The sequence below is a fragment of the Ectothiorhodospira sp. 9100 genome, assembly GCF_022227565.1.
In the GTDB taxonomy this organism is placed as follows: domain Bacteria; phylum Pseudomonadota; class Gammaproteobacteria; order Ectothiorhodospirales; family Ectothiorhodospiraceae; genus Ectothiorhodospira; species Ectothiorhodospira marina.
This window is the reverse complement of sequence record NZ_JAJNAN010000013.1, coordinates 1-23028: the sequence shown is the minus strand read 5'-3', so window position 1 is coordinate 23028 and position 23028 is coordinate 1. Positions and strand designations below refer to the sequence as shown.

The 23028-nt window shown below is 62.4% G+C and carries 19 protein-coding genes; 2 read left to right on the top strand and 17 right to left on the bottom strand.

What is annotated here, in order from left to right; all coding sequences use genetic code 11:
* Positions 1-13 precede the first annotated feature (13 nt).
* The 5 genes from nadD to leuS all read right to left on the bottom strand — a co-directional run bounded on the left by nadD (position 14) and on the right by leuS (position 6002).
* A complete protein-coding gene (gene nadD / locus LPW29_RS06020; protein ID WP_238627274.1) occupies positions 14-652 on the bottom strand; it encodes a nicotinate-nucleotide adenylyltransferase in 639 nt (212 codons plus the stop codon).
* A 30-nt stretch (positions 653-682) separates the two neighbouring features.
* Positions 683-1957, bottom strand: a complete 1275-nt coding sequence (locus tag LPW29_RS06015; protein WP_238627273.1) for a glutamate-5-semialdehyde dehydrogenase — start codon at positions 1955-1957, stop codon at positions 683-685.
* Entirely contained in the window at positions 1957-2997 is a 1041-nt protein-coding gene (holA, locus tag LPW29_RS06010) for a DNA polymerase III subunit delta (RefSeq protein WP_238627272.1), read from the bottom strand. The genes LPW29_RS06015 and holA overlap by 1 nt, the downstream gene beginning before the upstream one ends.
* A 12-nt stretch (positions 2998-3009) precedes the next feature.
* Positions 3010-3453, bottom strand: coding sequence for an LPS-assembly lipoprotein LptE (locus LPW29_RS06005; RefSeq protein WP_238627304.1), 444 nt, complete (start codon positions 3451-3453; stop codon positions 3010-3012).
* Between the two features lie 95 nt (positions 3454-3548).
* The gene (gene leuS / locus LPW29_RS06000) at positions 3549-6002 is read right to left on the bottom strand and encodes a leucine--tRNA ligase (RefSeq protein WP_238627271.1); all 2454 of its coding nucleotides are present in this window, start codon (positions 6000-6002) and stop codon (positions 3549-3551) included.
* A gap of 230 nt (positions 6003-6232) precedes the next feature.
* Between leuS and LPW29_RS05995 the strand changes: the two genes are divergently transcribed.
* Positions 6233-6766, top strand: a complete 534-nt coding sequence (locus tag LPW29_RS05995) for a zinc ribbon-containing protein (RefSeq protein WP_090252926.1) — start codon at positions 6233-6235, stop codon at positions 6764-6766.
* On the opposite strand, the gene lnt is transcribed toward LPW29_RS05995, so the two are convergent.
* From lnt to ssb, 12 genes are all read right to left on the bottom strand, one after another.
* A complete protein-coding gene (gene lnt / locus LPW29_RS05990; protein WP_238627270.1) occupies positions 6748-8298 on the bottom strand; it encodes an apolipoprotein N-acyltransferase in 1551 nt (516 codons plus the stop codon). The two genes, LPW29_RS05995 and lnt, sit on opposite strands and share 19 nt — an antisense overlap.
* 37 nt (positions 8299-8335) lie before the next feature.
* Entirely contained in the window at positions 8336-9208 is an 873-nt protein-coding gene (locus LPW29_RS05985; protein WP_238627269.1) for an HlyC/CorC family transporter, read from the bottom strand.
* A complete protein-coding gene (gene ybeY / locus LPW29_RS05980) occupies positions 9205-9681 on the bottom strand; it encodes an rRNA maturation RNase YbeY (RefSeq protein ID WP_238627268.1) in 477 nt (158 codons plus the stop codon). Before ybeY ends, LPW29_RS05985 begins: the two co-directional genes overlap by 4 nt.
* 2 nt (positions 9682-9683) lie before the next feature.
* Positions 9684-10694 carry a PhoH family protein gene (locus tag LPW29_RS05975; RefSeq protein ID WP_090253192.1) on the bottom strand — a complete coding sequence of 337 codons (1011 nt, stop codon included), beginning with the start codon at positions 10692-10694 and terminating at the stop codon, positions 9684-9686.
* 54 nt (positions 10695-10748) lie between these two features.
* On the bottom strand, positions 10749-12119 hold the full coding sequence (gene miaB, locus LPW29_RS05970) for a tRNA (N6-isopentenyl adenosine(37)-C2)-methylthiotransferase MiaB (RefSeq protein WP_238627267.1): 1371 nt from the start codon (positions 12117-12119) through the stop codon (positions 10749-10751).
* Between the two features lie 9 nt (positions 12120-12128).
* Positions 12129-12398, bottom strand: coding sequence for a hypothetical protein (locus LPW29_RS05965; RefSeq protein WP_238627266.1), 270 nt, complete (start codon positions 12396-12398; stop codon positions 12129-12131).
* Positions 12399-12463: 65 nt separating this feature from the next.
* The gene (locus LPW29_RS05960) at positions 12464-13441 is read right to left on the bottom strand and encodes an Abi family protein (protein ID WP_238627265.1); all 978 of its coding nucleotides are present in this window, start codon (positions 13439-13441) and stop codon (positions 12464-12466) included.
* Positions 13441-15228, bottom strand: a complete 1788-nt coding sequence (locus tag LPW29_RS05955; protein ID WP_238627264.1) for a restriction endonuclease subunit S — start codon at positions 15226-15228, stop codon at positions 13441-13443. Before LPW29_RS05955 ends, LPW29_RS05960 begins: the two co-directional genes overlap by 1 nt.
* Positions 15225-16352, bottom strand: coding sequence for an N-6 DNA methylase (locus tag LPW29_RS05950; protein ID WP_238627263.1), 1128 nt, complete (start codon positions 16350-16352; stop codon positions 15225-15227). Before LPW29_RS05950 ends, LPW29_RS05955 begins: the two co-directional genes overlap by 4 nt.
* A 3-nt stretch (positions 16353-16355) precedes the next feature.
* On the bottom strand, positions 16356-16715 hold the full coding sequence (locus tag LPW29_RS05945) for a type I restriction-modification system subunit M N-terminal domain-containing protein (protein WP_238627262.1): 360 nt from the start codon (positions 16713-16715) through the stop codon (positions 16356-16358).
* 132 nt (positions 16716-16847) lie between these two features.
* Entirely contained in the window at positions 16848-19277 is a 2430-nt protein-coding gene (gene hsdR, locus LPW29_RS05940; protein WP_238627261.1) for an EcoAI/FtnUII family type I restriction enzme subunit R, read from the bottom strand.
* Positions 19278-19442: 165 nt separating this feature from the next.
* A complete protein-coding gene (gene ssb, locus LPW29_RS05935; protein WP_063464737.1) occupies positions 19443-19955 on the bottom strand; it encodes a single-stranded DNA-binding protein in 513 nt (170 codons plus the stop codon).
* 215 nt (positions 19956-20170) lie between these two features.
* On the opposite strand from ssb, the gene uvrA reads away from it, so the two are divergent.
* A complete protein-coding gene (gene uvrA, locus LPW29_RS05930; RefSeq protein ID WP_238627260.1) occupies positions 20171-23023 on the top strand; it encodes an excinuclease ABC subunit UvrA in 2853 nt (950 codons plus the stop codon).
* Positions 23024-23028: the final 5 nt, after the last annotated feature.

The following is a 23028-nucleotide window of genomic DNA, read 5'->3' as shown; positions in this document are numbered from 1 at the left end:
TTGAGTCTCTTGTTTAACGGATGGCCGCAGGGCCATAGAGGCCCTGGTCGGCAATGTAATCCACCACCACCCTGGGGGTCAGGTAGAGGGGGCTGCAACCCCGGGCGGTAAGCCGACGGATGGCGGTGGCGGAGATGTCCAGCTGGGTGACCGGCAGGAAGAACACGCGCCCTGCCGGTGTTCGGCGCAGGTCCTGGGGATCCTGAGTGCAATGATCTTCCATCCAGTCACCCAGGTCATGGGACGCAGGGCTTCCGGGACGGTGGGACACCACCACATGAGCGAGCCGGGTGATCTCCTGCCAGCGATGCCAGGAAGACAAACCGGCAAAGGCGTCCATTCCCAGCATCAGGCACAGGGGCACCGCCTGCCCCAGTTCCGCCCGCAGACTCTCCAGGGTGTCCACGCTGTAGGAGGGGCCCTCCCGCTGCAATTCCCGGGGGTCCATGACAAACCCCGGTTGCCCCTGCACGGCGAGTTCCACCATGGCCGCGCGATGCGTGACTGACACGGCGGGCTGGCGCCGGTGCGGCGGCAACCCGCAGGGGATGAAGCGCACCTCATCCATGCCCAGGTGTTCCTTCACCTCCAGGGCCGGGCGCAGGTGGCCGAAGTGAATGGGATCGAAGGTGCCGCCCAGGATACCGATCATGAGCTCAACGGCCGCATCGTCCGACCGGAATCAGCCACGCACATGGCCATCGCCCAGGACGATGAACTTGAGGGTGGTGAGCCCCTCAAGGCCCACCGGTCCGCGCGCATGCAATTTGTCGGTGCTGATGCCAATCTCCGCGCCCAATCCATATTCAAAACCATCGGCGAAGCGGGTGGAGGTATTGACCATCACGGAACTGGAATCCACCTCGCGCAGGAAGCGTCGCGCCCGGGTGTAATCCTCGGTGATGATGCTGTCGGTGTGCTGGGAGCCATGGGTGTTGATGTGTTCGATGGCCTCATCCAGGCCCGCCACCACCCGGATGGCCAGTACCGGGGCCAGGTATTCGGTATCCCAGTCAGCCTCCGAGGCCTCGGCGATGTCCGACAGAAAGGCCCGGGTCCGCGGGCAACCACGCAGTTCCACACCCTTCTCGTCGAACAACGGTTTGAGGGCCTTGAGGGCGCGAGGGGCAATACCCTCGGCCACCAGCAGGGTTTCCAGGGTATTGCAGGTGCCATAGCGCTGGGTCTTGGCGTTCACGGTCACCCGGGTGGCCTTGTCCAGCTGGGCATGGTCATCGATATAGACGTGACAGATCCCGTCCAGGTGCTTGATCACCGGGATCAGGGAATCCTCACTCACCCGAGCGATCAGACCCTTGCCCCCCCGGGGAACGATCACGTCCACATGGTCCTTCAGGCGCAGCAGAGCGCCGACGGCCGCCCGGTCGGTGGTGGCCACCACCTGCACCGCGTTGGCCGGAAGACCGGCGGCGTCCAAGCCATCCCGGATGCAGCCCGCCAGGGCCTGGTTGGAATGGATGGCCTCGGAACCGCCTCTCAAGATGGCCGCATTGCCCGACTTGAGACACAGACCGGCGGCATCCACGGTGACGTTGGGCCGGGATTCGAAGATGATGCCGATCACCCCCAGGGGCACCCGCATGCGTCCGACCTGGATCCCGCTGGGACGATAATTCAGATCACTGATGGCCCCCACCGGATCCGGCAGTGCGGCGATCTGACGCAGGCCTTCCGCCATCACACCCAGCCGCTCCGGGGTGAAGGCCAGTCGATCGAGCATGGCCGCATCCAGACCGTGATGCTCGCCGGCCTCCAGATCCTTGCGGTTCTCGACCATGAGTTGATCGGCACGCTGCTCGATCAGCGCCGCCATGGCTGTGAGCGCGGCGTTCTTGGCCCCGGATTCAGCCCGCGCCAGGTCACGGGAGGCAGCACGAGCCTGATGGCCCATGTCCCGCATCATCGTCTGGATATCATCGTTCGCTGTATCGGACACTACGGCGTTCCTGTCGGTGGAGAAAGGTCAGGCACCACATGGGTCCCGGCCAGGTTCAGGGTCAAGTCTAACAATTCATCCCACGGGTTGCCCGGATGACGGCCCTTGATGGCCCGATCCACCCGGGCACAGCCAGATAGCAATCGCCCAAGACCGTGGGCACCCTGGCGGCGCAGGGCCTGACGCACCACGGGCTGACGACGCTGGGGACGTACACCGGCCAGAACCTGCTGGACTGACTTGCCGGCCTCCACCTGCTCGGCCATGCGATGCAGGGCGCGGATCTCCCGGGCCAGGGCCCAGAGCACCAGCACGTCCTCGATGCCCTCATCTCTCAGCCCCTGGAGCACGCGCACGGCCCTGGCCGTCTCACCGGCCAGGGCCGCGTCCACCAGATCGAAGACGCCAAAGCGGGCACTGTCGGCCACGGCGCTCAGCACCCCATCCGCATCCACCGGGCCCGGGCCACTGAGCAGCACCAGCTTATCGATCTCCTGGGCAGCGGCCAGCAGATTGCCCTCAACCCGTTCGGCCAGCAGACGCACCGCCTCGGCGGTCGGCTGCAGGCCATGTCGGCGCATGCGCCGCTGCATCCAGGCCTGGGTGCCGGGCAGGTCCAGTGGCCACACCTGCACCAGCACGCCCACCGATTCCAGGGCCTTGCACCAGGCGGTCTTGCGGTCATTGGCATCCAAGCGACCGGCCTCGATCAGCAGAACCGTGTCCTCGGCGGGGCGTCGGGCATAGGCCTGCAGCACCTTGCTGCCCTGGGGGCCGGGCTTGCCCGTGGGCAGGCGCAACTCCAGCAGGCGTTGTCGGGCGAACAGGGACAGGCTCTCGGCGGCGACAGAGAGTTGCTCCCAGTCAAATCCCTTGTCCACGTTGAAGACCTCGCGATCCTCCACGCCCTTCGACCGGGCGGCGGCGCGCACCGCATCCGCTGCCTCCATCAACTGCAGCGGCTCCTCCCCGGAGAGCAGATAGACGGGCGCCAGGGTCTTTTCCAGATGGGACTCCAGCTGTTCGGGACGAAGCTGCACGGGGCGCGACCTTTAGCGGGCGGCGCTTTGCAGGCGCAGCAGGATGAGTTGCACCGCGTCCCGGCGCATGGATTCCTGCAGCACCCGTTCCTGTTCGGAACGACCCAGCACCCCGGCAGGATCGAAGAGATAATCCCGGGTGAGGGTCAGGGTCTGATTGGCGATCTCGAATTCCGAACCCTTGCCGTCCACCTGGAAGGCAAGGGTGAGATAAACCTCGTATTCACTCACCCGTGCATCTCCGCCCACGGATAGCGTGCGACGTCCGGTGTCCATGCGGGTGATGCGTAACAGGGCATCGGCCTCTTCCCGTTCCACCACCTCAACACCATTGGCCCGCAAAGACCGACGCAGCTCCTGTGTCAGGGCATCTCTCTCGCCAATGCCGGTAATGGCCGTACGCGCCATCTCCGGTGGAAGCTCACCCGCCCCGCGCAACTGGAATCCACAAGCCACCAGGCTCAAGCACAGCAACCCCACCCCGAGCCAGGACAGTCTCCGACCGCCTCGGACAACCACACGCACCCATCCACCCCAAGGAGCCATACGGATCACTTGGCCACCACGTTGACCAGCTTGCCGGGCACCACGATCACCTTGGCCACGGACTTGCCCTCGGTGTGGCGCTGCACATTCTCATCGGCCAGGGCCATCTGCTCGATGGCGCCCCGCTCAGCCCCGGTGGGCACACGAATGTGGCTGCGCAGCTTGCCATTGACCTGCACCACCAACTCCTGAGTATCGCTCTGCAAGGCGGATTCATCCACGCGCGGCCAGGCGCAATCCACCACGGCCTGATCATGACCCAGTTCCCGCCAGAGGCGATGGGTGACATGGGGAATGATGGGCGAGAGCATGAGCACCACGGACTCCAGCACCTCCTGGGTCAGGGCACGATCCTCCTCCGTTGCCCCTTCCAGCCGCCCCAGGTCGTTCATCAATTCCATACAGGCAGCAATAGCGGTATTGAAGGTGTAGCGACGCCCCACGTCGTCGCTCACCTTGGCGATGGTCTGATGCAGCTTACGGCGCAGCCCCGCCTGGGCGTCATTGAGGCCGGCAGGCTCCAGAGTCGGGGCCGGGCCCTGGCTGACATGATCATGCACCTGCTTCCACAGCCGCTTGATGAAGCGGAAGGCGCCATCCACACCGGAGTCCGACCATTCCAGAGACAGCTCCGGCGGCGCGGCAAACATCATGAACAGGCGCACGGTGTCGGCACCGTAGCGCTGGATCAGATCCTGGGGATCCACGGTATTGCCCTTGGATTTGGACATCTTGGCGCCATCCTTGAGCACCATGCCCTGGGTGAGCAGGTTGGTGAATGGCTCATCCCCCGGCACCAAGCCCTCATCCCGCATCAATTTATGGAAGAAACGGGCGTACAGCAGGTGCAGCACCGCATGCTCGATCCCCCCCACATACTGATCGACGGGCAGCCAGTGCCCGGCGCGCTCATCCATCATGGCGCCGTCGTTGTCCGGGCAGGTGTAGCGAGCGTAATACCAGGAAGACTCGAAGAAGGTGTCGAAAGTATCCGTTTCCCGCTCAGCCTCGCCGCCGCACTCCGGGCAGGTGGTCTTGTAGAACTCAGGCATCTTCTTGATGGGCGAACCTGAACCATCGAATGCCACATCCTCGGGCAGCACCACCGGCAACCGGGATTCGGGCACCGGCACGGCACCGCAACTGGGACAGTTGATGATGGGGATGGGGCAACCCCAGTAACGCTGACGGGAGACGCCCCAGTCCCGCAGACGGTAGTTCACCTGACGGGTTCCCAGCCCCCTGGACTCCAGGTAACCGGCGATGGCCTCGAAGGCCTGGGGGAAGTCCAGCCCGTCAAATTCCCCGGAAGCCATCAGGATGCCCTTCTCCGTGAAGGCTCCCCGCTCCAGATCCACGCAGGTCGCCTCATCCGCGGGGCGGATCACCTGGCGAATGGGCAGGCCGTGCCCGCGGGCAAATTCCCAGTCCCGTTGATCATGGGCGGGCACGGACATGACCGCACCCGTACCGTATTCCATCAGCACGAAGTTGGCCACCCAGACAGGCACGCGCGCCCCGGTCATGGGGTGGCGTGCCTCGATACCGGTGGCCACACCCCGCTTCTCCAGGGTCGCCATATCCGCCTCGGAAACGCTGTTGTGCCGGCACGCCTCAATGAAGGCAGCCACGTCCGGGCGGGTCTCGGCGGCCTGTCGTGCCAGCGGGTGATCGGCGGCCACGGCCATGTAGGTCACCCCCATCAGGGTATCGGGGCGGGTGGTGTATACCTTCAGGGGATCCCCCCCATCCACCGGGAACGCCACTTCCACGCCCTCGGAGCGGCCGATCCAGTTACGCTGCATGGTGCGGACCTGTTCCGGCCAACCGTGTAGATTATCCAGTCCATTGAGCAACTCTTCGGCATAGTCGGTGATGCGCAGGAACCACTGGGGGATCTCGCGGCGCTCCACCTTGGCACCCGAGCGCCAGCCGCAGCCTTCGATGACCTGCTCATTGGCAAGCACGGTCTGATCCACCGGGTCCCAGTTGACCACGGCGGTCTTCTTGTAGACCAGGCCCTTCTTGAACAACCGGATAAACAACCACTGCTCCCAGCGGTAATACCCCGGGGTACAGGTGGCCAGTTCCCGGGACCAGTCATAGGCAAATCCCAGCCGCTGCAACTGACCGCGCATGTAGTCGATGTTCTCGTAGGTCCACTGGGCCGGAGGCACGCCATGCTTCATGGCCGCGTTCTCGGCGGGGAGACCAAAGGCGTCCCACCCCATGGGTTGGAGGACGTTGCGACCCTGCATGCGCTGATAGCGGGCGATCACGTCACCGATGGTGTAATTGCGCACATGCCCCATGTGCAGCCGTCCGCTGGGATAGGGAAACATGGACAGACAGTAGAAGGTCTCCCGGGAGGGGTCCTCCTGGGCGCGGAAGCAATCCTTCTCGGCCCACCAGGCCTGTGCTTCGGTCTCGACGGTCTCGGGTTGATACAGTTCTTGCATGGTCACACCGGCTGGAATCTGGATACGGGTTCGCGGGACGCAACGGGGCATGCCCAGTGCGGCATGGGACGGACCCGGGACGTGCGGAAAGACCGAAAAGAATACCAGCGCCCACCGAGGAGGAACAACTGACACACGTTGGGTTGATGGGTGCGCATGGCTGTCCAGGTGAAGAGTTGGTAGGCTTTGAGAAACGGCGGCATCAGCGATTTTCACCAGGAGGGCACATCATGTCCGAACAAGAGCATCAAAAATCAGAACATCCGGTCAAGGACACCCTGGCCCACGCCTACGACACCATGCTGGAGCGGGTGAAGCATGCCGTGGAAACGACCGAAGAGCGGGCCACACCCAGCCTGGAACAGGCCATCCAGCATGCCCGCAAGCGCGCGGTGGAACTGGGAGAGGTCACCCGTGAGGAGGCCCACCAGGTGGCCGACTACCTTCGCCGTGACCTGCATGACATGGGCGACTACCTGGGTGAGTCCAGCCGAGACTATCAAGCCTGGTTCCGCATGGATCTGCAGTTGATCGAGGCTCGACTACTGGACCTGCTCGGTTCCATTGCCGATCGCACCCGTGTGGAACTGGCGGAATTGGAGGCCCAGGCGCGGGTGGTGGGTGTCTGGCATACCGGTGAAGTGGCCGGGCCAGGCGTGCTCCGTTGCGATCAGTGCGGTAAGGAATTGCACTTCACCGAGAGCGGGCGCATTCCCCCCTGTCCACAGTGCCAAGGCACGAAATATCACCGCATGCGGGGCTGAAACGACCGCCGGGCCAGCAGCGGCAAGCCCCCTATCACGATGACAGCCCACAGGATCACCGGCCAATTGCCCCAGATGACGTAGGGAGTGGACCCATCCCGGGGCTGGGCCTCGGCGGTGAGCACGTGGGTCTCGAACTGGGGTGACTGATCCCGGATCCGGCCGCGGTGATCGATCACCGCGGAGATGCCTGTATTGGTGGCTCGCAGCATGTCGCGCCCCGTCTCCAGGCTGCGCGCCCGGGCAATCTCCAGGTGCTGATGGGGCGCGATGGAATCGCCGAACCAGGCATCATTGGTCACATTCACCAGCAACTGAGCCTGGGGCAATGCGCGTATGACCTGGGAGCCAAAGGCGTCTTCGTAGCAGATGGAGGGCCCCAGGGTGATGCCTGCCGCCTCCAGGGTCCACCCACCGTGCCCACGGGACAGATCCGCCATGGGCAGTTCAATGAAGTCGTCCAGCCACATGAGCAGGCCGCGCAGCGGCAGGTACTCACCGAAGGGCACCAGCTTGCGCTTGTGATAGAACGCCACCTTCCCTGCCCCATCCAGTCGGCCAATGCTGTTGTACATCTTCCCGGTGTCCGGCTCGTAGGTGAAGATGCCGGTGATCATCTCACTGCCCTGGGCCCGGGCGGCCCGGGCCAGGGGGCCGAGGAATTCCGGCTCCAGTCGACGGTGGAAGGTGGGCACGGCGGTCTCGGGCCACACGATGAGGTCACTGCCAAAGGCCTCTTCCGTGAGTTGTGCGTACAGGGCCATGGACTGGGGCAGGTGCTCCGGCAGCAACTTCTCCTCCTGGGCCACGTTGCCCTGGAGCAGACTGGCCGTGAGAGGGTCACCAGCGGGACGTGTCCACTCCACCTGGGAGAGCAGCGCACCGCCCAGCCACAGGGCCAGGATGAACCCGCCCGCCCGCAACGCGGCCCGTTGCCCTCGAATCAGTCCCCAGGCCAGACAACCGGCCATGACTGCCACCAGGGCGCTCACGCCAAACACACCCACCACCGGCATGTAGCCGGCCAATGGGGTATCCAGGTGGGCCGTGCCCAACAACAGCCAGGGGAAGCCGGTGAGAAACCAGCCACGCCACCATTCGAATAGTACCCACAGGGCCGGCATGAGCAGGATGAGCGCCCAGGGCCCCGGCATCCGCGCGCGTAGACGGGCCACCAGATAACCCATGAGGGCCGGGAACAGGGCCAGGACCAGCACGAAACCCGCCGTGATCAGCGCCGCTAGCGGCGCAATGGCCGCCCCGAACAGGTGCAGGCTGTGATACACCCAATAAACCCCCGCCCCGAACAGCCCCACCCCGAAGGCGTAGCCGCGCCAGGCGGCCTGGCGCGGACTGGCACCGACCCAGAGGATGAACAGAAGGGCGGGCGCCAGAATGCTCAGAGCACGCACCTGGAACGGGGCAAAGGCTGCCACCAGCAAAACCCCAGCCAGGGCGGCCACCAGGGCCGCCAGACGCGGGTGTTGCTCGATTCGCCGCGGCAGGGGCAAGTCCGAAAGCGGTGCGATCATGAGGGCAATGAGTCTGGAAGCGTCAACGGGACCGTGGTCAGGAGGCCTTGTCGGATTCGGCCGCCGGCACGTCTCGATAGCTCAACTCCAGCAGGTGAACGCGCCGATTATCGGCCCGCAGCACACGCACGTGGAAGCGATCGAATACCAGCTCTTCACCCCGTTTGGGCACATGGCCAAAGCGGTGGACGATGAAACCGCCGATGGTGTCAAAGGCCTCGTCACTGTACTGGGTGTTGAAGTAGGCGTTGAACTCCTCAATGGGAGTGAGCGCCTTGACGGTGAAGCGACCGTTGGTATGGCGCAGGATATGCGTGAGGAAATCATCGATATCGTGCTCATCGTCGATCTCGCCAACGATCTGTTCCAGCACGTCCTCAATGGTGACCAGCCCGGCCACGCCGCCGTACTCATCCACCACAATGGCCATGTGGTTACGGCTGTTACGGAACTCCTTGAGCAGGATGTTCAGCCGCTTGGCCTCGGGAACAAACACGGCAGGACGCAGGATGTCCTGCATGTCGAAGCCCTCCGCCCCCTCCTGACTGAAATAACGCAGCATGTCCTTGGCCAGCAGGATACCCACCACCTCGTCCCGATCATCACCGATCACGGGAAAACGGGAATGGGCCGATTCCGCCAGCAGGGGCACGATCTCATCCAGCCGTGCATCCCGGGTCACCACATCCATCTGTGCCCGCGGGATCATGATGTCCCGCACCTGCATGTCGGCCACCTGCATGACGCCCTCGAGCATCCCCAGGGCATCCGGGTCAATGATCTGGCGCTGGTGTGCATTGCGCAGCAGTTCCACCAACTGGCTACGATCCCGGGGCTCCGAGGAGAGAGCAAGACTAAAGCGCTCCACCCAACTGCGGCTCCCGGGGTGACTAGATCGATCAGTGTTCATGAGTGTGTCGTTTCAGGGGGATTGGAAGGAAGGGTGTAGGGGTCATCATAGCCGCATTCTGCCATCAGCAATGTTTCAATCATTTCCATCTCCCGCGCCTTGGCCTCGTTCAGATGGTCGTAGCCGCGCAGATGCAGGACACCGTGGATGACCATGTGTGCCCAGTGGCCGCGAGGCGTCTTGCCCTGCTCCCGGGCCTCGCGGGCCACCACAGGGGCACAGATCACCAGGTCGCCCAGATGATCCACAGGGATGCCCTCCGGCCCCTCGAAGGAGAAGGACAGCACGTTGGTGGGGCCCTGCTTGCCGCGATAAGCGCCGTTGAGCTGGGCGCTCTCCTCCTCATCAACCACACGGATGACCACGGACCCCGGAGCGCCCTGGCGTGCCAGGCTCGCCCAACGGCCCAGGGACACGGGGGCGGGGATGCCCCGACGGGGCACCGCATACTGGACCTGGATCCGAGACTCCACGATCAGGCGCCCTTGCCGCCGACGTCCCCGGCGTCATAGGCCTCGACAATACGCTGCACCAAAGGATGGCGCACCACGTCCCGGGCGGTAAAGAAGGTGAAGCTGACCCCCTTCACGTCCTTGAGGATCTCCACCCCGTGACGCAGGCCCGACTGCCGGGGGTGAGGAAGATCTGTTTGCGTGACGTCGCCGTTGACCACCGCGGTGGAACCAAAGCCGATGCGGGTGAGGAACATCTTCATCTGTTCCGGCGTGGTGTTCTGGGCTTCGTCCAGGATGACGAAGGCATCATTGAGGGTGCGCCCGCGCATGTAGGCCAGCGGGGCCACCTCGATGACGCTGCGTTCCTGAAGTTTGGCCACCTTCTCGAACCCCAGCATCTCGTAAAGCGCGTCGTACATGGGACGCAGATAGGGGTCGATCTTCTGAGCCAGATCCCCGGGCAGGAACCCCAGGCGTTCACCTGCCTCCACCGCCGGGCGCACCAGCACCAGACGACGCACCCGGTCCGTCTCCAGGGCCTCGCAGGCGGCGGCCACGGCCAGGTAGGTCTTGCCGGTCCCCGCAGGACCCACGCCGAAATTGAGATCATGGGTGCGGATGTTGCGCAGATAACGCATCTGATGGGCGCCACGCCCCCGGATCACGCCACGGCGCAGCCGCAGGACGGGGTCCTCTTCATCGGCAGCACTGTCCCGGCGCTCCATGAGCAGATCCACCTGGGACTCCTGCAGGTGCAGATGCACCCGCTCGGGCGTGAGGGTTTCGCGGGCGGTGATGCGATACAGATCACGAATCACCTCGGCACCGGCCTGGGCAGGCTCGGCATCGCCTATGATATTGAAGCGGTTACCGCGATTATTGACCTCCACCCCCAGGCGCTTTTCCAGCAGCCGAAGGTGTTCATCAAACTGGCCACAGAGATTGGCCAGACGCAGGTTGTCGGCGGGCTCCAGAGACAACTCCACGGAGGAGGGTCGGGCCGCTGATTGGGAATCGGCAGGTTGGTCTATCAAGGTCGGGTCAGGCCACTGGACGTGTTGCGTGTCTTGAAAAGTATAGCTGGATCAGGCGCCGTTCGCCGCCACGGGCGTCGGTTGTGCTTGTGCCGGATCACTCACGAGCTCACCGCGCAGGGAGTTGCTCATGGCCTCGGTGATGCGCACGGGAACAAACTGCCCCAACAACTCCGGGCCACCGGGGAAGTTGACCATGCGGTGATTGGCAGTGCGGCCGGCCATGAAGGCGGGATCCTTCCGGGAAGGGCCTTCCACCAGCACGGTTTGCACCGAACCCACCATGGCCTCGCTGATGGCCCGCGCCGAGGTGTTGATGCGATCCTGCAACCGTTGCAGCCGCGCCTTCTTCACCTCCAGGGGTACCGAGTCCTCCAGATTGGCGGCGGGCGTGCCCGGGCGGGGGCTGTAGATAAAGCTGAAGGATTGATCGAACCCCAGCTCTTCAATCAGGCGCATGGTGGCCTCGAAATCCGTATCGGTCTCGCCCGGGAAGCCCACAATGAAGTCTGAAGACAGGGACAGATCCGGGCGGGCCTGGCGCAGCCTTCGGATGCGGGACTTGTACTCCAGGGCCGTATGGCCGCGCTTCATGGCCGCCAGGATGCGATCCGAGCCGCTTTGCACCGGCAGGTGCAGGTGGCTGGCCAGTTCCGGCACATCGGCAAAGGCCTGGATGAGGCTGTCGGAGAACTCCACCGGGTGGGAGGTGGTGAAACGGATGCGGTCGATGCCGTCCACGGCCGCCACATAATGAATCAGCAGGGCCAGATCGGCGATCTCGCCATCATGCATGGGGCCACGATAGGCATTCACGTTCTGCCCCAGCAGGTTCACTTCGCGCACCCCCTGGGCCGCCAGTTGTGCCACCTCGGCCAGCACATCGTCGAAGGGGCGACTGATCTCCTCGCCCCGGGTGAAGGGCACCACACAGTAAGTGCAGTACTTGCTGCACCCCTCCATCACCGACACAAAGGCCGTGGGCCCCTCGGCCCGGGGCTCGGGCAGGCAATCAAACTTCTCGATCTCGGGAAAGGAGACGTCCACCACCGGCTGATGCTCCCGGCGGGCACGGTCCAGCATCTGCGGCAGACGATGCAGGGTCTGAGGCCCGAAGACCAGGTCCACGAAGGGGGCCCGCTCGCGCAGCACCTCACCCTCCTGACTGGCCACGCAGCCCCCCACGCCAATCAGCACCCCGGGGCGGGCGTCCTTGAGTCGGCGCCAGCGCCCCAGCAGCGAAAAGACCTTTTCCTGGGCCTTCTCGCGGATGGAACAGGTATTGAGCAGCAGCAGATCCGCCGACTCAGGGTCGTCCGTCAACTCCGCCCCATGGGAGGCCCGCAGCACGTCCACCATCTTGCCCGAGTCATACTCGTTCATCTGGCAGCCATGGGTCTGGATGTGGATCTTGAGAGTCATGGGAGGATTTTAAACCTGATGGGCGCGAATGTCGCGGGCCGAAGGGGTGTGATCTTCCAGGGAGCCCGGTTCCGGCAACGTCATTTTGCCTGGCTCGTCAGCAAAGCGGTACTCATCCGCTCGGCAGCGCTCAAACAGGCCGCGCCGCCGCCAGCGAGGAGGCTGCAGCAGCGTGCCAGATCCCAGATGCCCTGGTTGATGGTCAGTCCACACCTTACGGCGATGGTAGCTGAAGTTCTTGTCGTTTCCAGGGCTGTGCTCTATGCTGGTTGGTAACATGGCCCCCGCCTCTTGGCTCGCACGAGCTTACGCGGGGGTTCTTAATTTGTCTGCCGCTCAGGCCCTCAAGTTGACCACCATCGCTCCCAGCCGACCGGGGCGCCCATATCTTCCAGCGAGAGCCGGCGCTGGGCATGCAGTGCCGGGAAGGTCATCAGATGCGCCTCAAGGCGAAGGTGCCAGCCGGTATCCGAGCAAACCACCTTGGTCATGTGCCGCACAATGCTCAGCAGCAGAAAGGGCCGAGCGATCAACTGCTGCTGAGCATGGAAATTATCGCACCACGGTAGAGCGCCCAGCTCAGGCAGCTTGGGCTGGTCGATGACGTTGCGGTTCCAGAGCCTGCTGTGGTGGGCGCAGACATTGCGCAGGTAGTTGAGGGAGCGCAGCCAGCTCTGAAAGACTGCCCAGTCCAGCACACCGTACTTACGAGCGATGCGTCGTTGGTCAGGCACCTTCATCATCGCGAATAGCTGCGAGAGGGTTCCGAAGTCCCAGGTCTCCACGGCGACCCAGATCGGCAGGCGTGGACCGTGCTTTTGTCGGTAGTGCTGGACGAAGTCCTCCTTGGAACGCCTTTCCATTCCCTCGCAGCGCTCCTGCCACTTTTCGAAGGTATCGCGTGGGTCGCGCCCGAACTTTTTCCGGGCAAATGATGGATGAAAGGTGTCACGATGCAGGTGGGCAAAGGCATCTCTCTCACCCAGCAGGTGGGCGATATCCACACGCAGGGCGATCTCGATCCGCTCCAGGGCATCGGTCAGGCGCAGCCGGAGTTCCTTGTCGAACAGGTAGAGGCGCACCGCATCGACGAACTGGGTGTTGGGAACGAACTGATCGGTGGCCTGTGTGATCGGCCTCCCCTGGCGGTCGTGGTCCACCGTTTTGAAAATCCGGAACGGATACCAGTAGGCGCTCAGCCGGTAGTAACCGACGCGCTCCAGGCATTCCAGGGCGGCTGCCTCATCAGCAACCCCCATACCTCGCGATTGCAGAATCGCGATCTGCTCATTGAAACACTTCCAGGGTCGATCGTAGGCCATCAGTTCACCGCCTGATCGACCATCGCCTCGGCGAGGTGAGTCCGTGTCTCACCGGCCTTGGCCAATCGGGCCTTGAGCTCGTTGCAGAGGACCATCAGCTCGTCGACTTTTTCGACGATGCGGCGTTGTTCATTAGCCGGGGGCAATGGCACCAAATACATCATTACACTATTTGCAGACAAATTAGGCTGCGCCGAACCATTGTCAAATCTAAAAATCTGACTACGACCTAAGGGGCTAACCAAATAGCTATAGATATATTTGCGCATAATCGGAAGCAACGGACGGATAATCATTAGTGATGAGGCAATTGCGCCTTCCTCATATGGTGTCACAAAAGCAGTTTTTCCAAATGTTGCTCCACGCAAGCAGTAAACAAGGTCTGTAGGTTCAATCTTACCACCACGCAGCGAATCAAATTTCTCACGCGTAATAAAGTGCATACCTTTCCGTGTTAGCGTACCGTCTGGCCTTATGTGGCCGGTGTTTATCCAAGCGATTCCGCTTGCTACGTAATCCTCTCTGTTTGGGTAATTCTTGCTCCTGTCACCATTTACGAACACCCCCAGTTCGCCGAGATTAACCCAGGCCCAATTTTTGGGTATATCAAAACCGGCATCAGCTTGATTTATTTCTAGCCGCTTCTTTTCTTTCTTGATTTTCCCTTCATTGACCAGCCGCGACTTCTCCTCGGCGATCTTCTCCAGTAGCACGCTGGCCGATTCATCATTGGGATCCTGCTCCACCAGCCGCCCCATCACTGCCAGCTGAAGAATGGTCTGCTTCAGCTTGTCGATGCTGGCTTCGGTGGTGAATAAAGTATCAAAATGCTCGGCAACGCGGGCCCAACTCCGGCTCAGTTCCTCAGCATCGGCGGAACGGGTCAAGGCATCGAGAAGGGTGTCGACCAGCACCTCATGGGCTTCCAGTTGGTCTCCGGCCTTTTGCTCCAACCTGTCGCAGAGGGCCATCAGTTCATCGACTTTTTCTACGATGCGCTGTTGCTCTTCCAAAGGGGGTAATGGTACTGCAAGCAGCTTCACTGAGCCTGAGTTAAGTTCAACTTGCTTAGTGGTACCTGATACCAATGAGTTTTCATGGTCAGGTTCAATCCTCTGCTGAACACTAGGCGATGAAATATAGTTCAGGATATGGCTTGGCTCGGTAGCCAGTAGGCGAATGATGGTCACATGAGAGTCAGCAACCATAGGGTATCGCGGATTTTCAACTATAATGACTCGACCAACAGTCCCTGTGCCGGTCGAGTTCCATAGAATGTCGTTGTTTCGGATATATCGCTCATCTTGATAGCTGCTCAAGCTGCTGTCATCAACGAAGCGCGAGGCGTTCAGGTCAAAACTTGACCATTGAACACACTTTTGTGACACAATGCGAACCTTTCCAGAATTCGCATATTTGGGCCCTTTTCCGCGCTGGATATATTCACTGATGGCTTCCATCCGAGCCCACTCCCACCCATCCGGCAGCTCAAACGGCTTATCTTCCTCAGCAATCTCCGGCAGCTTCTTGGGCTTCTTTATCTTCCCTTCCTTGACCAACCGAGCTCTCTCCTCGGCGATGCGCTCCAGCAGCACACTGGCGGGTTCTTCGCTGGGGTCCTGGTCCACCAGCTTGCCACGCACAGCGAGTTCCAGAACCAGCTCGCGCAGCTTCTTGATGCCGGTGAGTTCGATCTTGCCATTCCTCCCGCGGCCTGCCGTGGATTTGTGAGTGACGGCGCCAGTCCATAGGTCGAGGTGAGCGGTTATCAACTCCTGTGTGTTCATACCTGATCGCCCTCTTCCCTGGTGGCATGGTTCAGCGCATCGCCGAGGATCTGCTTGATCTGGTCACGCAGTTCCTGGATCTCAGCCTGCTGCTGGGCGTACTTCGCCAATAGTTTCTCGGGGTCGTGACTGACTTGCTCGCCCTTCCAGGGGTTCTTGATATCCAGGTTGTAGTTGCGCGCCTTGATTTCCTCGATGCCGACCTTCCAGGCCTGCTCGGTCTCCTGGCGACTGGCGAAGCCGTCGCTCTCGTCACCCCACCAGTCGATCTCGGTGGCAAATTCGGCAAAGCGCATGGGCTTGGTCTTGCTGTAGCTCTTGTAGCCCTCGGGATAGGGGTGCTCGTAGTACCAGATCTGCTCGGTGGGCCGGCCTTTGGAGAAGAACAGCAGGTTGGTCTTGATGCCGGTATAGGGGCTGAACACCCCGTTGGGTAGGCGAACGATGGTGTGCAGATTGCACTCGGTGAGCAGTTTCTCCTTGAGGCGGGTTTTCATGCCCTCGCCGAAGAGGAAGCCGTCCGGTAGCACCACGCCAGCGCGGCCGCCCTCCTTGAGCAGCTGGATGAACAGCGTCATGAAGAGATCGGCGGTTTCCCGGGTGCGGAAGGCCTGGGGGAAGTTGGTCTCGATGCCGTCTTCCTCCATGCCGCCGAAGGGCGGGTTGGCAAGGATCACGTCTACCCGTTCCTTGGGTCCCCAGCTGATCAGCGGGCGGGCCAGGGCGTTGTCGTGGCGGATCTGCTCCGGCACCTCGATGCCGTGGAGAATCAGGTTGGTGGTGGCCAGCAGATGGGGCAAGGGCTTCTTCTCGATGCCGCGAATGCTGGCCTGCAGGCTCTGCTCGTCTTCCGGGGTCTGCACGTAGTGGCTGCGCTTGTGCTCAATGGTGCAGGTAAGAAAGCCACCCGTGCCACAGGCCGGGTCCATCACCATCTCATCAAGCCTGGGGTCCACCCGGTTGACCATGAACTCGGTCACAGCCCGCGGGGTGTAGAACTCGCCGGCGTTGCCGGCGCTTTGCAGATCCTTGAGGATCTGCTCATACATGTCGCCGAGCTGGTGGCGGTCTGCCTGGGTGTTGAAGTCGATGCCGTCCTGCAATTTGTTGATGACCTGACGCATCAACTAGCCGGACTTCATGTAGTTGTAGGCGTCCTCGAAGATGTTGCGGATCACCACCGCGCGGGTATCCTCGCCGCGGGCCTGCAGCAGCTGCAGGCCGGGGAACAGCGTGTTGTCGACGAAGTCCTTGAGTTCGTCGCCGGTCATGCCCTCGGGGTCGGCGGCCCAGTTGCGCCAGCGCAGCGGCTCGGGTATCGGCGAGCGGTAAGCATCGTCGAACATTTCCCACTCCTGTTCCCGGTCGTCGAAGATCTTCAGGAACAACATCCAGACCAGCTGGCCGATGCGCTGTGCATCGCCGTCGACACCGACGTCCTTGCGCATGATGTCCTGGATGGACTTGATGGTGGTGGAGATACTCATGGGGGGTGTGGATTCCTTGTGATATTGAATGGATGCGGGCCCACTCACAGATAGGCGCCATGCGCAGGATGGCCCGCATCGGGGATTGGCTCACATCGGTTGGGGCGATAGCGAAGGGTGACAGGATACCGATCAGCCACCGAACTGGTAGAGGGCATCTTCCAGTTCGTGGACGGCGCGGGTGTAGCCGGCCTTGCCGCCGAAGGCCTTGACCAGCTCCATGGGAGCACCGATGGCGCTGAAGGGGGCCAGGGTGAGCACCTTGGGGTCCTCGATAGGGGTGATGCCGGCGTCGGTGTATTTCTCCACCAGCGACTCCAGTACCTTGCGGGCCTGGCCCTCGTAGCGACTGAAGATGTCCCGCTTCTTCACCTGGTCGGCGCGCTCGCGGCGGGTCAGTGGTGGGCGGTCGAAGGCGATATGGCAGATCACATCGAAGGGGTCGGGTTCGTCACCGAGCTTCCTGCCAAGCTCGGCGATCAGCTCATCCCAGAAAATGCCCTGCTCGGCCAACTCATCGAGAATCGCTTGCTTGCGCTCGGCTTCATGCCAGCGGCGCAGGAAGTCGTCCAGTGAGGCGAACTGCTCCTTGACCTTCTGACGGGTGTAATCGCGCAGGCTCTCGGTGATCAGCTTGCCGTCCGGGCCGAGGTACTGCACGCGCTCGGCCACCACGCTGACTTTCACATCGTTGACCACATACTTCACCCGCCGGCCCTGGCCCCCATCTTTATCGAAGAGAGAACCGCCTGGGATGGCGGTGGAATCGTCGCTCTGCCAGGTGGCGCCTTCTTCAACATCGTACTCAGCGTGGGTGTCTTCTACGCCGTTCGGTACCACATCGCTCTGTGCCTGCTCGTCATCCGGCGTGATGGGGTCGTCGGGGTAAGGCTGGTAGACCTTCACTGGGTCGCCGTCAAATTCGGGATCGGCGAACAGCTCGGTGGCCTTCTTGAAGTCCAGGATGGTGAACCAGTGTTTTTGGTAGTCGTCGTTGATGCGGGTGCCACGGCCGATGATCTGCTTGAACTCGGTCATGGACTGGATGCGCTGGTCGAGCACGATCAACTTGCAGGTCTGGGCGTCCACACCGGTGGTCATCAGCTTGCTGGTGGTGGCGATGACGGGGTAGCGCTCCTCGGGGTTGATGAAGTTATCAAGCTCCGCTTTACCTTCGGCCTCGTCGCCGGTGATGCGCATCACGTACTTGCGATTCTCCGCCACCCGCTTGGGATTGAGGTTGACCAGCGCCTGGCGCATGCGCTCGGCGTGGTCGATGTCCTCGCAGAAGATGATGGTCTTCTGGTAAGGGTCGCTGCCCTCCAGGAACTCGGTGATCTTGAGTGCCACCAGCTCGGTGCGCGGTTCCAGGACCATCTGCCGGTCGAAATCCTTCTGATTGTAGATGCGATCCTCAATCTCCTGACCCAGTTTGTCACGCTGTCCCTTGCTGGGCCGCCACCCCTGCAGGTCGCGGTCGATATCCACGCGGATAACCTTGTAGGGAGCGAGGAAGCCGTCCTCGATGCCCTGCTTGAGCGAGTAGGTGTAGAGCGGCTCGCCGAAGTAGTCGCTGTTGGAGACCTCTTTCGTCTCCTTGGGCGTGGCGGTCAGCCCGATATGGGTGGCAGAGGCGAAGTAGTCGAGTACCCGGCGCCAGGCGGAGTCCACCGCGGCGCTGCCACGATGGCATTCGTCGATGATGACCAGGTCGAAGAAGTCCGGAGAGAACTGTCGGTAGATGTCCTGCTCTTCCTCGCTGCCGGTCACTGCCTGGTAGAGCGAGAGATAGACCTCGTAGGACTTGTCTACCGTGCGGTTGCTGACCTTGGTCATGGCCTGGCCGAAAGGCTTGAAGTCGTTGTTCTTGGTCTGATCGACCAAAATGTTGCGGTCAGCCAGAAAGAGAATTCGCTTTTTCTGTTTAGCCTTCCACAGCCGCCAGATGATCTGGAAGGCGGTGAAGGTCTTGCCGGTGCCCGTGGCCATCACCAGCAGGATGCGCTGCTGGCCGCGGGCCACCGCCTCCACGGTGCGGTTGATGGCAACACGCTGGTAGTAGCGGGGGCTGCGACCGCTGCCGTCATCGTAGTAGGGCTGTTCCACCACCGGGCGTTCGCTGGGCCCAAGGCCCCTGTAACGGCAGTAGCACTCCCAGAGCATCTCGGGGGAGGGGAAGTCGTCGAGACCCAGCACGGTTTCGGTCTGGCTGCCCAGGCCGGTGCGATCGTGGCACAGAAAGCCGTCGCCATTGCTGGTGAACACGAAGGGCACATCCAGGGCGTCGGCGTAGGCAAGTGCCTGCTGCATGCCGTCGCCCAGGCCGTGCTTGTTGTCCTTGGCCTCGATCACCGCAATAGGCTGGTCCTTGTGGTAGTTGAGCAGGTAGTCGGCGCGGCGGCGCTTGCCTCGAATGTGCATGCGCCCGCGTACGATGATGCGGCCGGCGGTGAACGACACCTCCTCGCGCACCTGGGTCTGGATGTCCCAGCCGGCACGCTCCAGCGCCGGGGTGATGAACTTGGTGCAGATGTCCCGTTCGCTGAGAGCCTTCTTATCCATACCGACCTCCCTGGAATGATTTCAATGCCTGTTCCGGCCTTCCCAGCTTACGGTATGAAGCACAGATCATCACTTCAGCCGAAGTCGATTAGAGAGGGGGGGGGGAAAGGCCCTGAAAAACAGGGCCTTACAATTTAAATAAACCGAAATCGAAATACGTTCTATTTAGAACGGTATATCGTCGTCAAAGTCACTGGGCTCCGGGCGGGAACCGGACGACTGGCCGGAGGACTGCCCACCGCCGGACGATGCGGGTTCACCCTGCCCCCGGGAACCGCTCTGTCCCCATTGACTGCCACCGGAGTCGAAGTCGCTGGAGCTACCACCGCCTCCGCTGCCACCCCGGCCGCCGAGCATCTGCATCTCATTGGCCACGATCTCGGTGCTGTAGCGATCCTGACCGTCCTGGGTCTGCCATTTGCGGGTCTGCAGTCGACCCTCCACATATACCTGGGAGCCCTTGCGCAGGTACTCTCCGGCGATTTCAGCCAGACGACCGAAGAACACCACCCGGTGCCACTCCGTGCGATCCTGCATCTCGCCGCTCTGCTTGTCCTTCCAGCGATCCGTGGTGGCAATGCTCACATTGGCCACCGCCGAGCCACTGGGCATATATTTCACTTCCGGGTCATTCCCCAGATTACCCACCAAAATCACTTTGTTGATACCTCTTGCCATGTTCGCTCCTAACGCCTCATTGGGTCCGTTTTCAATCGATTCGAATCATTCCCTGATGCCCGGATCATCCGTGTTGCCGGGCCGACTCCCCGCCCCAGGCCGGCCCCAGGATCCGGGGCCGCTTGGGGGGCGGAGATCATGTTACATTAGTCGTTTGCCTGCAATCTGTCACTGGGGTGGATCCACTCCCTCCGCCCCCTCGAAGCGATCACTCCATGGAACAGATCATCATCCGCGGCGCCCGGACCCACAATCTTCAGAATGTGGACCTGGTGCTTCCCCGAGACCGTCTCATCGTCATCACCGGCGTGTCCGGATCGGGCAAGTCCTCGCTCGCCTTCGACACCCTGTTCGCCGAGGGGCAGCGACGCTATGTGGAGTCCCTGTCGGCCTATGCGCGGCAGTTCCTGTCCATGATGGAAAAGCCGGATGTGGACCACATCGAAGGGCTCTCTCCGGCCATCTCCATCGAACAGAAGACAACCTCCCATAACCCGCGTTCCACCGTGGGCACCATCACGGAGATCTACGACTACCTGCGCCTGCTGTTCGCCCGCGCCGGCACGCCCCGGTGTCCGGAACATGGCACCACCCTGGAGGCACAGACGGTGAGTCAGATGGTGGATCAGATCCTGGCGCTTCCGGAAGGCGACAAGCTGATGCTGCTGGCGCCAGTGGTGCAGGAGCGCAAGGGCGAACACCTGAACGTGCTGGAGGGTCTGCGGGCACAGGGCTATCTGCGGGCGCGCATTGATGGCGAACTCATCGAACTGGATGACCCGCCCAGCCTGGAACCACGACGCAAGCACACCATCGAGGTGGTGGTGGATCGATTCCGGGTGCGCGACGACATTGGGCTGCGCCTGGCCGAGTCCCTGGAAACGGCCCTGAATCTCTCCGAAGGCCTGGCCCTGGTGGCCTGGCTGGACGACCCCAAGCGCGCGCCGCTGGTGTTCTCCTCCCAGTTCGCCTGCGCCCATTGCGGCTATGCCATCCAGGAGATGGAGCCGCGCATGTTCTCCTTCAACAACCCGGTGGGTGCCTGCCCCACCTGTGATGGGCTGGGGGTTCAACAGTTCTTCGACCCGGAGCGCGTGGTGGCCCACCCGGAACTGAGTCTGGCCGGCGGCGCCGTGCGCGGCTGGGACCGGCGCAACGCCTACTACTTCCAACTCATCCAGTCCCTGGCGGCCCATTACGGCTTTGATATTGAAACCCCTTTCCAGGATCTGCCTGAAGAGGTGCGCCAGGTGGTGCTTCATGGCAGTGGCCGGGACAAGATTCAGTTCGAATATCACAACGAACGCGGTCGCCGCTCCAAATCCGAACACACCTTTGAAGGCATCATCCCCAATCTGCAGCGCCGCTACCGGGAAACCGACTCCAGCGCCGTGCGGGAGGAGCTGGCCAAGTACCGCTCCATGCATCCCTGCCCCACCTGCCAGGGCACCCGCCTGAACCAGGCCGCGCGCAACGTCTTTGTGGACGATCGCACCCTGCCCCAGCTCACCGCGCTGCCCATCGGCGACGCCCAGCGATTTTTCACCGAACTGGCCCTGCCGGGCAAACAGGGACAGATCGCCGACAAGATCGTCAAGGAGATCGTGGCCCGACTGAATTTCCTGGTGAACGTGGGCCTGGACTACCTGACCCTGGACCGCTCGGCCGATACCCTCTCCGGGGGCGAGGCCCAGCGCATCCGCCTGGCCTCACAGATTGGCGCCGGCCTGGTGGGCGTGATGTACATCCTGGACGAACCCTCCATCGGCCTGCATCAGCGCGACAACGAACGCCTGCTCAACACCCTCACCTACCTGCGGGACCTGGGCAACACCGTCCTGGTGGTGGAACACGACGAGGATGCCATCCGCCGCGCCGATCATGTGGTGGACATGGGTCCGGGCGCCGGACGTCACGGTGGGCAAGTAGTGGCGCAGGGCACCCCCGGACAGGTGAGTCAGACGGAACACTCCCTCACCGGGCAGTATCTGAGTGGGCGCCGACGCATCGAAGTGCCATCCCGGCGACACCCCGTGGCCCCGGACCGCCTGCTGCGCGTCATCGGAGCCCGGGGCAATAACCTGAGCAACGTGGACATGGACGTGCCGGTGGGCCTGCTGACCTGCGTCACGGGCGTTTCCGGCTCCGGCAAATCCACCCTGATCAACGACACCCTGTATCGGCTCATGGCCCTGCGGATCAATAAGGCGGGAGATCAACCGGCGCCCTATGAACGTGTGGAGGGCGTGGAACATCTGGACAAGGTGGTCGACATCGACCAAAGCCCCATTGGCCGTACACCCCGCTCCAATCCGGCCACTTATACCGGCCTGTTCACTCCCATTCGCGAGCTGTTCGCGGGCACCCAGGAGGCTCGCTCCCGGGGCTATGCGCCCGGTCGCTTCTCGTTCAATGTCCGTGGCGGACGCTGCGAGGCCTGCCAGGGGGACGGGGTGATCAAGGTAGAGATGCATTTCCTGCCGGATGTCTATGTGCCCTGCGACATCTGTCGGGGCAAGCGTTACAACCGCGAGACCCTGGATGTGCGCTACAAGGGCAAGAACATCCACGAAGTGCTGGAGATGACCGTGGAGGACGCGGTGGAGTTCTTCGACGCCGTCCCGGTGGTCAAACGCAAGCTGGATACCTTGATGGACGTGGGTCTGTCCTACGTCCAACTGGGACAGAATGCCACCACCCTCTCCGGGGGCGAGGCCCAACGGGTGAAACTGGCCCGGGAGCTCTCCAAACGTGACACGGGCCGGACGCTGTACATCCTGGACGAGCCCACCACCGGCCTGCACTTCGAGGACGTGGATCAGCTGCTCAAGGTGCTGCACCGTCTGCGGGACCATGGCAACACGGTGGTGGTCATCGAACATAACCTGGATGTGATCAAGACGGCCGACTGGATCATCGACCTGGGGCCCGAGGGCGGATCCGGTGGCGGTGAGATCATTGCCACGGGAACGCCAGAGGCGGTCGCTGCTGTATCCGGCTCGCATACGGGGCGGTTTCTGGCGCCCATGCTGGGTATGCCCGAAACGGCCTCATCGACCGGGACGTAATCGAG